The organism is Dokdonella ginsengisoli, from assembly GCF_042652785.1.
GTDB classification, from domain to species: domain Bacteria; phylum Pseudomonadota; class Gammaproteobacteria; order Xanthomonadales; family Rhodanobacteraceae; genus Dokdonella_A; species Dokdonella_A ginsengisoli.
The window spans coordinates 104,348-116,875 of the sequence record NZ_JBHSHD010000013.1 but is presented as its reverse complement, the minus strand read 5'-3'; the positions used below and the strand labels follow the sequence as shown (position 1 = coordinate 116,875).

The window sequence follows — 12,528 nt, the reverse complement described above, 5'->3', positions numbered from 1 at the left end:
GCCCGGTTCGTGCCGGGCGTTTTTTTTAGGCTGCCGCGTCGACCGCGCTGGCGTGTTCGCGTGTCGCGGCGAACGTGACCGTCGGCCAGCGCTCCTGCGTCAGCTGCAGGTTCACGCGCGTCGGCGCCAGGTAGACCAGTTCGCCGGCCGCGTCGATCGCCAGGTTCAGCGCGTTCTTCTCGCGGAATTCCTCCAGCTTCTTCGCGTCCTCGCAGCGCACCCAGCGCGCGGTGACGACGCCGACGTTCTCGAACGCGGCCTCCACGCCGTACTCGTCCTTCAGGCGGTACGCCACGACGTCGAACTGCAGCACGCCGACCGCGCCCAGGATCAGGTCGTTGGACATCAGCGGCCGGAAGAACTGCGTGGCGCCTTCCTCCGACAGCTGCGCTAGGCCCTTCTGCAGGGCCTTCATCTTCAGCGGATCCCTCAGCCGGGCGCGGCGGAACAGCTCCGGCGCGAAGTTCGGGATGCCGGTGAACGAGAGCGCCTCGCCGGCCGTGAAGGTGTCGCCGATCGAGATCGTGCCGTGGTTGTGCAGGCCGATCACGTCGCCCGGGTAGGCGGTCGCGGCGATCTCGCGGTCGGAGGCCATGAAGGTCAGCGCATTGGCGATGCGCACCTCCTTGCCGCTGCGTACGTGCAGCATCTTCATGCCGGCGTCGTAGCGCCCGGAGCACACGCGCAGGAAGGCGACGCGGTCGCGGTGCATCGGGTCCATGTTCGCCTGGATCTTGAACACGAAGCCGGACAGCGCTTCCTCGCTCGGCTCGACCGTGCGCGTCGTCGTCGCGCGCGGCTGCGGGGCAGGGGCGTGCTCGACGAAGAAGTCCAGCAGCGGCTGCACGCCGAAATTGTTGACGGCCGAGCCGAAGAACACCGGCGTCTGGCGCCCGGCGAGGTATTCGTCGCGGTCGAACGGATGCGAGGCGCCCTGCACGAGTTCGAGCTCCTCGCGCAGCTCGGCCAGCATGTCCGCTCCGATGCGATCGGCCAGGGCGGGGTCGTCCAGTCCCCTGTAAATGGTCGAATCCTGGCGCGTGAAATTGCGGCCCGGCTCGTAGACGTGCACCTCGTCGAGCAGCAGGTGGTAGACGCCCTTCAGGCGTGAACCCATGCCGATCGGCCAGGTGATCGGCGCGCACGGGATCTTCAGCACCGACTCGACCTCGTCGAGCAGCTCGATCGGCGCGCGGCCCTCGCGGTCGAGCTTGTTGATGAAGCTCATGATCGGCGTGTCGCGCAGGCGGCACACCTCCATCAGCTTGATCGTGCGCTCCTCCACACCCTTGGCGCAGTCGATCACCATCAGTGCGGAGTCGACCGCGGTCAGCACGCGGTAGGTGTCCTCGCCGAAGTCGGCGTGGCCGGGCGTGTCGAGCAGGTTGACGATCTTGTCCTCGTACGGGAACTGCATCACCGAGGAGGTGACCGAGATGCCGCGTTCCTTCTCCAGCGCCATCCAGTCCGAGGTGGCGTGGCGCGCGGCCTTGCGGCCCTTGACGCTGCCCGCCATCTGGATCGCGCCGCCGAACAGCAGCAGCTTCTCGGTCAGCGTGGTCTTGCCGGCGTCGGGATGGGAAATGATGGCGAAGGTGCGCCGGCGGCGGGTTTCGGGGATGTGGTCGGACATGAGGTCTACCGGCGCGGCGGCGAGGTCAAACGCCCATTATAGCGGCGAGCGGCCTGAGGCCGCGTCGGCGGCCCCGGCTCTGCATGGGCGCGGTCCCCGTCCGTCGGAGCGGCGCCGGGACGGCAGGCGCGACCGGAAGCCCGCGGCCGTCCGCGCCGCCGGACGACCGGGCGCGCCAGGCGGGCTCTGTGGCTCGATCGCGCCGGTTCGCTGACTCAACTTGGACATATAGCCGTCTAAACGTCTATTGACGGCATGAGCATGTGCCGTTAGAGTCCGCTTCGCTGCTCATCAAGACCGGCTGAGGGACAGGCCCTTTGAAGCCGGGGCAACCTGCGGGACAGAACCCGCCGAGGTGCCAACTCCCGCGGGGACGCGCATTGCGCGGTCCGCCGAGAGATGAGTGCGAAGCCGACCCGCGTCGTCCGACGCGGGCCGTCGTCGCAGTCCTCTCCGGAAAACCCCTCGGCCGATGGGCGAAACGGAGAGCTGCGATGACCTTCCAAGCCCACGCCGACGTCCACGCCTTCGAATTCGAGCGCGCGCCGGTGCCGTTCGCCGCTTCCGAGCCGAACGCCGCCGGCGCAATCCTCGACCTGCGCGGCGAACTTTCCGTCCGCCTGCGTCCGGTACACGCCGATGGCACGTGCGAGGCACGCGTGCGCTACGCGCTGCACGGCGCCGCCGGCGCGCCGGTGGTGATCGTGCAGGGCGGCATCTCGGCCGATCGCGACGCCGTGACGACGGCAGCCGGTGAGGCCGGCTGGTGGAGCGCGATCGCCGGTCCGGGCTACGCGATCGACACGCGCCGCTGCCGCGTGCTGTCGATCGATTGGCTGGAGCTGGCCGATCTCGACGGCGCCCACGCGGTCGACAGCGCCGATCAGGCCGAGGCGCTCGCCGCCGTGCTCGACGCGCTCGGCCTGCGCCGCGCGCACGCCTTCGTCGGATCGTCCTACGGCGCGATGGTGGGCCTGGCGTTCGCCGCGCGCCATCCGCAGCGCCTCGGTCATCTCGTGGCGATCGCCGGCGCGCACCGCGCGCATCCGCTCAGCGTGGCGGTGCGCAACATCCAGCGCGAGGTCGTGCGCCTGGGTGCGCGGCTCGGCGACGTGGACGCCGGCCTCGACCTGGCGCGCCGCCTGGCTATGACCACCTACCGCGGCGAGCGCGAGTTCGCCGAGCGCTGCGCCGAAGCGCCGGTGTTCGAGGACGGGCGCTTCCGCTTCGCCGAGGAATCCTGGCTCAAGGCCGCCGGCGCGCGCTTCGTGCAGCGTTTCGGCGCCGGGCGCTACCTGGCCCTGTCCGAATCGATCGACCTGCATCGCGTCGAGCCGGAAGACGTGCGCGTGCCGACTACCCTGATCGGCATTTCCACCGACCGTGTCGTGCCGCTGGCGGACCTGTGCGAACTGCAGCGCCGCTGCGGCGCCGCCGCCGCGCTGCACGTGATCGATTCGCGCTACGGCCACGACGCCTTCCTCAAGGAAGACGCGCAGATCTCGGCGCTGCTGCGGGACTGCGATCCCTTGTCCAGTCAGTCGCATTGTCCCGCCGGGGCTGTCAGGTGGTAGTGCGTCGCGCCGGACGGGCTGGCTGCCTTTCCCGGCGGCGCGCTGCCGCGTGGCGGCCCCGGCGGGAATACCCGCAGGGCCGGGCCGGTTTGCCCGCACGACTTCGTCATCGTTCAGTCGTGGATCGGCATCCACTCCTTCACGCTTCCTCGTCCTGCGAACAAACCGGCTCCGGCGCGGCTGGCTGGACAAGGGTTCGCAGTCCCCAGGAAATCTTCAACCTCATCGGAAACCGAACATGAGCACCGCATCCTGTACGCGCGCCGTGCGCGCCGGCATCGAATCCGACACGCAGCATGGCGCCGTGGTGCCGCCGCTGCACCTGAGCACGAACTACACGTTCGAGGGATTCGCGCGCAAGCGCCAGTACGACTACTCGCGCAGCGGCAACCCCACGCGCGATCAGCTCGGCGCCGCGCTGGCCGACCTGGAAGAGGGCGCCGGCGCGGTCGTCACCGCCAGCGGCATGGCCGCGGTCGCGCTGGTGCTGGAGCTGGTGCCGGCCGGCGGCCTCGTGCTGGCCGCGCACGACTGCTACGGCGGCACTTGGCGCCTGCTCGACGCCTGGGCGAAGAAGGGGCGCTTCCGCGTCGTCTTCGCCGACCTGACCGATCCGGTCAAGCTGGCCGAGGCACTGGCGCAGCGGCCCGCTCTGGTCTGGGTCGAGACGCCGTCCAATCCGCTGCTGCGCATCACCGACGTGCGCCACGTCGCGCAGGCCGCGCACGCGGTCGGCGCGCGCTGCGTGGTCGACAACACCTTCCTGTCGCCGGCGCTGCAGCGTCCGCTGACGCTCGGCGCCGACCTCGTCGTGCATTCGACCACCAAGTACATCAACGGCCACAGCGACGTGGTCGGCGGCGCGGTGGTGGCGAAGGACAAGGACACCGCTGACCAGCTCGTCTGGTGGGCCAACTGCCTCGGCCTGACCGGTGCGCCGTTCGACAGCTTCCTGACCCTGCGCGGCCTGCGCACGCTGGTGCCGCGCCTGCGCGCGCACGAGGAGAACGCCGCGCGCATCGCGACTCTGCTCGACGCACATCCGGCGGTGGCGCGCTTGTACTGGCCGGGCCTGGCCGCGCATCCGGGGCACCAGCTCGCCGCGCGCCAGCAGTCCGGCTTCGGCGCGATGCTGAGCTTCGAGCTCGACGGCGGCCTCGAGGCGATCGAAACCTTCCTCGACGGCCTGCGCTACTTCTCGCTGGCCGAGTCGCTCGGCGGCGTGGAGAGCCTGATCGCGCATCCGGCGACGATGACGCACGCCTCGATGGCGCCCGAGGCGCGGCACAAGGCCGGCATCAGCGATGCGCTGCTGCGCGTCTCGGCCGGCATCGAGGACGGTGCGGACCTGTGCGCCGATCTCGAAGCGGCCCTGGTCCGCGTCGAGACGCTCAAACGCACGCGCAAGGTGAGCGCATGAGCGCCGTCCCGCGCGCGGTTGCCACCACCGGCACGGACACGGCCATCGTCCTGCTCGGCACCGGCGTGGTCGGCGGCGCGCTGCTGCGCCTGCTGGCGACCCCGGCCGCCTCGACGCTGTACCTGGTCGGCGCGGCGAATTCGAAACGCCAGGTCGCCAACGCGCGCGGCCTGGTGCCGGGGCGCGTCGCCGCGGCGCTGGCGGAGTCGGCCGCGGGCCGCGACGATGCCGGCCTTCTGGCCGCGCTCGACGACAGCGGCGCCGCGCACCGCGTGGTGGTCGACGCGACCGCCTCGGCCGACGAGGCGGCGCGCCACGCCGACTGGCTCGGCGCCGGCTATCACGTGGTCAGCGCGAACAAGGCCGCCACCGGCGAGACGCTCGCGGCCTGGGACGATCTGCGCCGCGCCGGCCGTCGCGGCGGAGTCCTCTACGGCGATGCGGCGACGGTCGGCGCCGGTCTGCCGGTGCTGTCGACGCTGCGCCGCCTGCGCGACTGCGGCGACCGCCTGCTCGCGCTCGACGGCGTGTTCTCCGGTTCCTTGTCCTGGCTGTTCAACCAGTTCGACGGCAGCCGGCCGTTCTCGGCCCTGCTGCGCGAGGCGCGCGCGTTCGGCTACACCGAGCCCGATCCGCGCCTCGACCTCGGCGGCGCCGACGTCGCGCGCAAGCTGCTGATCCTGGCGCGCACCGCCGGGCACCCGATCGACACGACCGACGTGGCGATCGAAAGTCTCGTGCCGGCCGCGTTGCGCGACGTTCCGCTCGAGGCGTTTCTCGCGCGTGTCGAGGAATTCGACGCGGATCTCGAACGGCGCCGTGCCGACGCGGCGCAGCGCGGCCGGCTGTTGCGCTTCCTCGCACGACTGGACGAGCACGGTCGCGCCCGCGTCGGCCTGACCGAGGTCGCCCCGACGCATCCGGCCGCACGCCTGGCCGGCACCGACAACCTGTTCGCGCTGACCACCCACCGCTATCGCGCGCAGCCGCTGGTGATCCAGGGGCCGGGCGCGGGGCCGGAAGTCACCGCGCAGGCGCTGCTCGGCGACGTGCTGGCCTTGACGGCTGCGCAGGCGCGCGCAGGAGTTTGACGCGCAGGAGAGTTCGAGCGCCAACTCCCGCCAGATAGGCGCGGACAACGCTCTTGCCGTCATTCCCGCGAAAGCGGGAATGACCAACTCTCCCCGTCCCTTGGGCTTTTCGGCGCAGCTGCCGACGTCAAGGTGAAAGGGGTTGTCCATTTGTGCGGGCGGCCCCTGACAGGCGTCCGTGGAATTCTCGCGGTCCGTATTCGAGGCGCACACGATCGAACGCCCCACACGCGCGGGGCATTCGATCGCGATGCGGCAATCAGCGCCGGCGGATGTCGATGTCGCCGCTGAAGGTCTCGATCTTGACCTGTCCCTGGCCGCCGCCGTTGCTGGCGTCGAGGTTGCTGCCGGGACCGCGGTCCTCGTGCTTGACGGTGCCGAAGTCGCTGCGGATCGAGCCGCTGAAGCTCGACGCGCGCAGGCGCGTGGAAACCTCGTCCGGCAGGTACAGGTGCACGCTGCCGCTCATCGATTCGACGTCGATGCGCAGGTCGCCCTCGGGCTGGCCGCGCAGGTCGATGTCGCCGGACACCGTGCCGGCATTGATCTCGCTGTAGCGGCCGTTGTCGGCGTCGATGTCGCCGGAGACGGTCTCGTACTTGAGGCGTCCGCCGAGGCCGCGTGCGCGGATGTCGCCCGACACCGTCTGCACGCGTGCGCGCTCGGCCTTGCCGTCGATGTCGACCTCGCCGCTGACGCTGTCGATGTCGACCTCCTTGGCGTCGCTGGACAGGCGCAGCTTGCCGCTGACGCTGTCGACGTCGAGCAGGCGCCCGGCGACGCCGGACAGCGTCACGTCCGCGCTGACCACGCCGATCTTCAGTTCGGCCGACCTGGGCACCTTGATGTCGAGGTCGCTGGGGCCCATGCGCGAATCGGCGCCCCAGCTGAACCAGCCCTGCTTGTCCGGTGCTTCGATCTTGATGCGCAGCTGCGCGCCGCCGCCTTCGATCGTCGGCCTGGCGCCGCTGCCGAGTTCGCCGCTGATGGCGACCTCGTCGCGGTCCCAGCCGCTGACCGTGACCGAGCCCTTCGCGTTGGAGATTTCCACGCGCGCGTCCGCGGCGACGGCGCGCTTCTCGTCGATCGGCGTGCCGGCGTGGACGCTGCCCGCAGCAGCCAGGGCGAGCAGGGCGAGGGGGACGGATCGGATCATGGATGGACTCCAGGCATCAACCGGCGTGGGCGCCGTAGTGATCGAGTTTCATGCGGCGTGCATTGGTGCGATTGAGCATGCCGACCAGGAAGGCCGCGTCGGGGCGCTCGGCGAGCGCCTGCTCGAGTTCGGCCTGCGCGGCGTCGAGCACGACGGCGGCACCGGCCAGGCGCGGATCGCCGCCCGGCGCGTGCAGGCCGACGTCGGCGTCGCCCGGCGACAGGTGCGGCAGGTCGCGCTCGAACGAGCGCGCGTCGCGCACGGCCACTTCGGGCAGTGCGTCGCGCTGCTGCAGGCCGACGACGAGCGTGCCGGCGACGACCGCGAGCAGCAGGCCGGCCGCGGCGGCCAGCGGCAGCCAGCGGCCGCGACGCGGCGCGGCGGCCGGGCGGCCTTCGTCGGCGATGCGCTTCTCGATCGCCGGCCACAGGTCGATCTGCGGCGGACGCGGCGCGTTCATCTCGCGCAGCCGGCGCTGGATCTCGAAATCGTTCATGCGGCGTCTCCCAGCATCGTGCGCAGCAGGCCGCGCGCGCGATGCAATTGCGCTTTCGACGAGCCGACCGCCATACCGAGTTCGCGGCCGATCTCCTCGTGTTTCCAGCCTTCCACATCATGCAGGACCAGCACGGCGCGCGCACGCGGCGGCAGCTTGGCGACGGCCTGCTCGAGGTCGGCGCGCTCGCCGGCGCAGAACGGCGTGACCGGCTCGGACGCGGCCTCCAGCACGCCGTCCTCGACGGTGTCTTCCGGATCGCGGCCGCGCAGGTCCATCAAGGCGACATTGACCGCCAGCCGGTGCAGCCAGGTCGAGAACGCGCTTTCGAAGCGGAAGCTGTCGAGCTTCTGCCAGGCGCGCACGAAGGCTTCCTGGGTCAGTTCCTGCGCACGCGCCTCGTTCATGCCCGACAGCCGCCAGACCGCGCCGTGCACGCGGCCGGCGTGGCGGCGGTACAGCGCCTCGAACGCGCGCATGTCGCCGGCGGCCGCGCTGCGGACCAGATCGGCGTCGGTCGGATCGGCCACTTCGGTGCGTGGCGGGGCGCTCATCGGCAGGGGCATGGCAAAGCAGGCGTTCATCTTGCCAGCTTGGATGCACGCAAGCAGCCGAGGGTTTAGGCAGCGGAGGCGGAACGTGTGTCGGCCGGCGCAAGTTCCGTTCCGCGATCGGGCCGGCAGAGCCGCCGTGACGGCGACTTTGCCGGCACCGGAGCGGGTTTCGGCTAGCCGGCCGCGGCCTTGCGCGGCTGCGCGGACGCCTTCGACAGCGCCTCGGCCACGCGCCGCTGTTCCTCGCGCAGGCGCGCCGGCGTGCGGTCGCCGAACGAGTCGAGGTAGCGGCCGATGTCGTCGACTTCGGCGCGCCAGCCGTCGGCGTCGACCTCGAGCAGGGTGTCGAACGCACGCTCGGGCAGATGGAGGCCGTCGAGGTTCAGGTCGCCTTCGCGCGGCAGGTAGCCGATCGGAGTTTCATCGGCGCCGACGCGGCCCTCGCAGCGGCCGATGATCCATTCCAGCACGCGCAGGTTCTCGCCGTAGCCGGGCCACAGGAACTTGCCGTCGGCGCCCTTGCGGAACCAGTTGACGTGGAAGATCTTCGGGAGCCTGGCACCGGGGCGGTCGAACGACAGCCAGTGCGCGAAGTAGTCGCCGTAGTTGTAGCCGCAGAACGGCTTCATCGCCATCGAGTCGCGGCGCAGCACGCCGACCGCGCCGGTCGCGGCGGCGGTCGTCTCCGAACCCATCGCCGCGCCGACCAGCACGCCGTGCGCCCAGTCGCGCGCCTCGAACACCAGCGGAATCAGCGACGGCCGGCGTCCGCCGAAGACGATCGCCGAGATCGGCACGCCCTGCGCATCCTCGGCGCGCGGCGACCAGCTCGGCGCCTGCCTGGCGGACACGGTGAAGCGCGAGTTCGGATGCGCGGCCGGGCCGTTGGCCGGATCGTAGGGGCGGCCCTGCCAGTCGGTGACGGGCTTGCCGGGCAGGCCCTCCCACCACGGCTGGTCGTCGGCGGTGACGGCGACGTTGGTGAAGATGGTGTCGCGCTGGATCGAGGCCAGCGCGTTCGGATTGGTGTCGTTGCTGGTGCCGGGCGCGACGCCGAAGAAGCCGGCTTCCGGATTGATCGCGTACAGGCGGCCGTCGGCGCCGGGCGTCATCCAGCAGATGTCGTCGCCGATCGTCCACACCTTCCAGCCGGCGCGGCGATAGCCTTCCGGCGGGATCAGCATGGCGAGGTTGGTCTTGCCGCAGGCGGACGGGAACGCGGCGGCGACGTAGTGCGTCTGGCCCTGCGGGTTCTCGATGCCGACGATCAGCATGTGCTCGGCCAGCCAGCCTTCCTGGCGTGCCTGCCACGAGCCGATGCGCAGCGCGTGGCACTTCTTGCCGAGCAGGGCGTTGCCGCCGTAGCCCGAACCGTACGACTTGATCGTCAGTTCCTCGGGGAAATGCATGATGAAGCGGCGTTCGGGATCGAGTTCGCCGATCGAATGCAGGCCCCTGACGAAGGCCGGCTGCGCGCCGCGCGCGAGCGCTTGGGCGCCTTCGCGCTCGATGCGCGCCAGCGCGGCCGCGCCCATGCGCGTCATGATGCGCATGTTGGCGACGACGTAGGGCGAGTCGGTGATCTCCACGCCGCAGCGCGAGATCGGCGACTCGATCGGACCCATGCAGTAGGGCACCACGTACAGCGTGCGGCCCTGCATGCAGCCGTCGAACAGCGCGTCGATCTTCGCGTGCGCGTCGGCCGGGGCCATCCAGTGGTTGTTCGGGCCGGCGTCCTCCTCGTTCGTCGTGCACACGAGCGTGAGGTGCTCGACGCGCGCGACGTCGGACGGATGCGAGCGGTGCAGCCACGCATCGGGATGCGTGTCGGGATTCAGCGGGATCAGGGTGCCGTCGCGCTGCATGAGGTCGAGCAGGGCGCGGTACTCGGCGTCGGAGCCGTCGCACCAGTGGATACGGTCGGGCCGGGTCAGACGGGCGACGTCGTCGACCCATCGATTCAATGCTTGGAGTTGGCTGGCCATCGGGCGATGGCGCCGCGAGGCGCCGGTTGAAAGGGTTGAAGGGACGGTAGCCGCGCCCTGCGGGCAATGCAAGGAAGCGTGCAAAACGCCGGCAGCGGTCAATCGTCGCTCGGCCGCAGGATCTCGAGCAGGGCGGTACGGCGCTTGGCCGGCAGGGCGCGATAGCGCAGCAGCAGCGCCTGTTCCTCGCGGTTGCGCGCCTTCAGTGCGGGATCGCCGTAGACGGCGCTTTCGTCGCGCACGCCGAGCGGGGTCAGCGGTCCGCCGCAGACCAGTTCGTCCAGCGATCGGCGCAGGATCGCGCGCAGCTGCGGCAGCAGCTTGAAGCTCGGCGTCTCGCGGTCGTTCTCCCACGCCGAAACCGACGACTTGGTGACGCCGAGCGCGAAGCCGAGCTGTTCCTGCGTCATCCCTGCCGCGACCCGCGCTTCGCGCAGGCGATCGGCGAACCGCTTCATCCAAGAAAACTCCGCCCGACGAGGCTTCGGACGGTAGGAGTGAAACGTTGCGGTGTCGTGCGGAAATGCTTGACAAATGAAGTTCGGAAATACGATACTTTTAATCGTCCATTTCATTTGCGGGAGGAAGGGCCGGATTGCGACACGTCGTTCCGGTGCCGGCGTGGAAGTGCCGCCGGGCAGCGGGAGGACGGGCGGGATCGGGAGAAGGCGGAAGGCGGATTCGAACGGAAGCGACGCGGAACCGGGATCGGAATCCCGCATCGCCGACGCATCAATCGATTGCGACACGGACAGTGTGCCCGTGCCCGTTCCGCATGGCGGAAGCGGGGCCGGGTCCGCGGCATGGGGAGAATGGCCATGGAGATCGACACCGGCGCCCGGGAAATCGTTTCGGCGCACCGCGAATTGCAGGCGATCGAGGCTTCGCTCAACGACCACGAGCTGAGGCTTCGTCTCATCACCGACCCGAAGTCCGTGCTCGGCACGGACCGCGTGCTGACCGCCGAGGTCAAGCGCTTCGCCGAGCTGCTGATCGGCAACGCGAGCTTCCGCAAGGGGCTGCAGGAGAACGCCAGGGCCACCGTCGAGGCCTTCGGCCTGCGCGTGGACCCGTTCGAGCTGCGCGCATTGTGGGACGGCAAAGCCCTTCGCGAGGGCAGCCTCACGCCGCAGGACTTGCAGCGCGAAGGCATCCTCTGCCTGAATGCCTTCAACGAACTCAAGCGCGCGTTCTTCTCGCGCATGCTGTCCGCGGTCTCGTCGAACCCGGCGTTCGATGCGTGGCGCCACCGGCAGATCGCGCGCTGCCGCACCGAAGTCGATCCGGTCAACGCCTCCGCCATCGTGCACGCGCCGGCCACCTTCGAGCTCGCCTCCGGCTGCTCGGTCGGCTGCTGGTTCTGCGGCGTGTCGGCGGAGAAGTATCGCGGCGCGGTCAGCTACGAGGCGATCCGCGACGACTGGCTGGCGACCCTCGCGGCGCTGCGCGACGAGCTCGGCCCGATCGCGTCCAAGGCGTTCCTCTACTGGGGCACCGAGCCGTTCGACAATCCCGACTACGAGAAGTACTGCCTCGATCTCAAGGCGGTCTGCGGTGGGTTCCCGCAGACGACGACCGCAATCCCGATGCGCGACGCCGACCGCACCTGGGAGCTGATCAAGCTGTCCGCGCGCGAAGGCTGCCTGGTCAACCGCTTCTCGATCCTGACGCCGCGCGTCCAGAGCGAGACGATGGCGCGCTTCACGCCGGCGCAGCTGCTGTTCGTCGAACTGGTGCTGCACAACCGCGGCTCGCTGATGGTCAAGGCCGAAGCCGGCCGCGCGCGCAACAGCCGGCGCCTGCAGGAGGACCGCGACTTCGTCACGGTCGAGCTGGGCGAATACGCCTCGCCCGCGCTGCAGGCGGCGCGCCCGAGCACGATCGCCTGCGTCAGCGGCTTCCTGATCAACCTGGCGCACAAGGAGATCCGCCTGATCTCGCCGTGCCCGGCGTCGGACGAGCATCCGGACGGCTACGTCGTCTTCGAGCGCACCTCGTTCGGCGACGGCCGCGAGGCGGCCGCGCGCCTGCGCGAGCTGATCGCCCGGCACATGCCGATGCGGCTGGACGCCACCACCGCGCTTGCGTTCCGCGGCGATCTCAGCTTCGCGTCGGAGCCCGACGGCTTCGTGCTGAGCAACGCGTTCGACACGATCGCGATCCGCAACAAGGCGCACCCGGCGCTGATGCAGCGCGTCGGCGGACTCATCCACGAAGGGCGCTGGAACGCCGAGGCGATCTCGGTCGCGCTGCGCGGGGAATTCGGCGTGGCCGACGCGCAGGCGCGCGGCCTGCTCGACCTGCTGTTCGACAAGGGCGTCCTGCGCGAACGCACGGCCGTTCCTGCGCCGATCTGAAAACCAAGGACTTGCGGGCCGGGCGGTTGAATCCTGCCCGCGGGGTAGTTGCCGTCGCATCGGCGACGGCTTGACGTCGACCAACTGGAGAACGGGAACGTGAAATCACTCGACACGAACGACCTTCTGGGATCGGTGGAAATTTCGGTGGAGGAATCGAGGACGACGAACTTCGATCCGGCCATCGCCTGCGCCGTGGTGTGCTGCTGCGTGGCGGCCAGCATCTGCGCTGTCGGTTGCGTGGTGACGCAGGCGAACTGAC

The 12,528-nt window shown here is 70.3% G+C and carries 11 protein-coding genes and 1 riboswitch; of the genes, 5 read left to right on the top strand and 6 right to left on the bottom strand.

The window, feature by feature from the left end; all coding sequences use genetic code 11:
- Positions 1-25: 25 nt before the first annotated feature.
- The gene (locus ACFO6Q_RS17160) at positions 26-1,633 is read right to left on the bottom strand and encodes a peptide chain release factor 3 (RefSeq protein ID WP_380022342.1); all 1,608 of its coding nucleotides are present in this window, start codon (positions 1,631-1,633) and stop codon (positions 26-28) included.
- Between the two features lie 285 nt (positions 1,634-1,918).
- A riboswitch (SAM riboswitch) is annotated at positions 1,919-2,039 on the top strand.
- A gap of 88 nt (positions 2,040-2,127) precedes the next feature.
- On the opposite strand from ACFO6Q_RS17160, the gene metX reads away from it, so the two are divergent.
- From metX to ACFO6Q_RS17145, 3 genes are all read left to right on the top strand, one after another.
- A complete protein-coding gene (gene metX / locus ACFO6Q_RS17155; protein ID WP_380022341.1) occupies positions 2,128-3,207 on the top strand; it encodes a homoserine O-succinyltransferase MetX in 1,080 nt (359 codons plus the stop codon).
- Between the two features lie 238 nt (positions 3,208-3,445).
- Complete coding sequence (metB, locus tag ACFO6Q_RS17150) at positions 3,446-4,627, top strand: cystathionine gamma-synthase (RefSeq protein ID WP_380022340.1); 1,182 nt, start codon at positions 3,446-3,448, stop codon at positions 4,625-4,627.
- The gene (locus ACFO6Q_RS17145; protein WP_380022339.1) at positions 4,624-5,718 is read left to right on the top strand and encodes a homoserine dehydrogenase family protein; all 1,095 of its coding nucleotides are present in this window, start codon (positions 4,624-4,626) and stop codon (positions 5,716-5,718) included. The genes metB and ACFO6Q_RS17145 overlap by 4 nt, the downstream gene beginning before the upstream one ends.
- 259 nt (positions 5,719-5,977) lie before the next feature.
- Here ACFO6Q_RS17145 and ACFO6Q_RS17140 read toward each other — a convergent pair whose 3' ends face one another.
- The 5 genes from ACFO6Q_RS17140 to ACFO6Q_RS17120 all read right to left on the bottom strand — a co-directional run bounded on the left by ACFO6Q_RS17140 (position 5,978) and on the right by ACFO6Q_RS17120 (position 10,367).
- Positions 5,978-6,874, bottom strand: a complete 897-nt coding sequence (locus ACFO6Q_RS17140) for a DUF4097 family beta strand repeat-containing protein (protein ID WP_380022338.1) — start codon at positions 6,872-6,874, stop codon at positions 5,978-5,980.
- Between the two features lie 16 nt (positions 6,875-6,890).
- Positions 6,891-7,370 (bottom strand): hypothetical protein, encoded by a 480-nt coding sequence (locus tag ACFO6Q_RS17135; protein WP_380022337.1) that lies wholly within the window; start codon positions 7,368-7,370, stop codon positions 6,891-6,893.
- Positions 7,367-7,924, bottom strand: a complete 558-nt coding sequence (locus tag ACFO6Q_RS17130; RefSeq protein ID WP_380022336.1) for an RNA polymerase sigma factor — start codon at positions 7,922-7,924, stop codon at positions 7,367-7,369. Before ACFO6Q_RS17130 ends, ACFO6Q_RS17135 begins: the two co-directional genes overlap by 4 nt.
- Positions 7,925-8,097: 173 nt before the next feature.
- Positions 8,098-9,909, bottom strand: coding sequence for a phosphoenolpyruvate carboxykinase (GTP) (locus tag ACFO6Q_RS17125; RefSeq protein ID WP_380022335.1), 1,812 nt, complete (start codon positions 9,907-9,909; stop codon positions 8,098-8,100).
- 98 nt (positions 9,910-10,007) lie between these two features.
- Positions 10,008-10,367, bottom strand: a complete 360-nt coding sequence (locus ACFO6Q_RS17120; protein WP_380022334.1) for a helix-turn-helix transcriptional regulator — start codon at positions 10,365-10,367, stop codon at positions 10,008-10,010.
- A 360-nt stretch (positions 10,368-10,727) separates the two neighbouring features.
- Between ACFO6Q_RS17120 and ACFO6Q_RS17115 the strand changes: the two genes are divergently transcribed.
- Positions 10,728-12,266, top strand: coding sequence for a radical SAM family RiPP maturation amino acid epimerase (locus tag ACFO6Q_RS17115; RefSeq protein WP_380022333.1), 1,539 nt, complete (start codon positions 10,728-10,730; stop codon positions 12,264-12,266).
- Between the two features lie 99 nt (positions 12,267-12,365).
- Positions 12,366-12,527 (top strand): hypothetical protein, encoded by a 162-nt coding sequence (locus ACFO6Q_RS17110; RefSeq protein ID WP_380022332.1) that lies wholly within the window; start codon positions 12,366-12,368, stop codon positions 12,525-12,527.
- Position 12,528 lies beyond the last annotated feature (1 nt).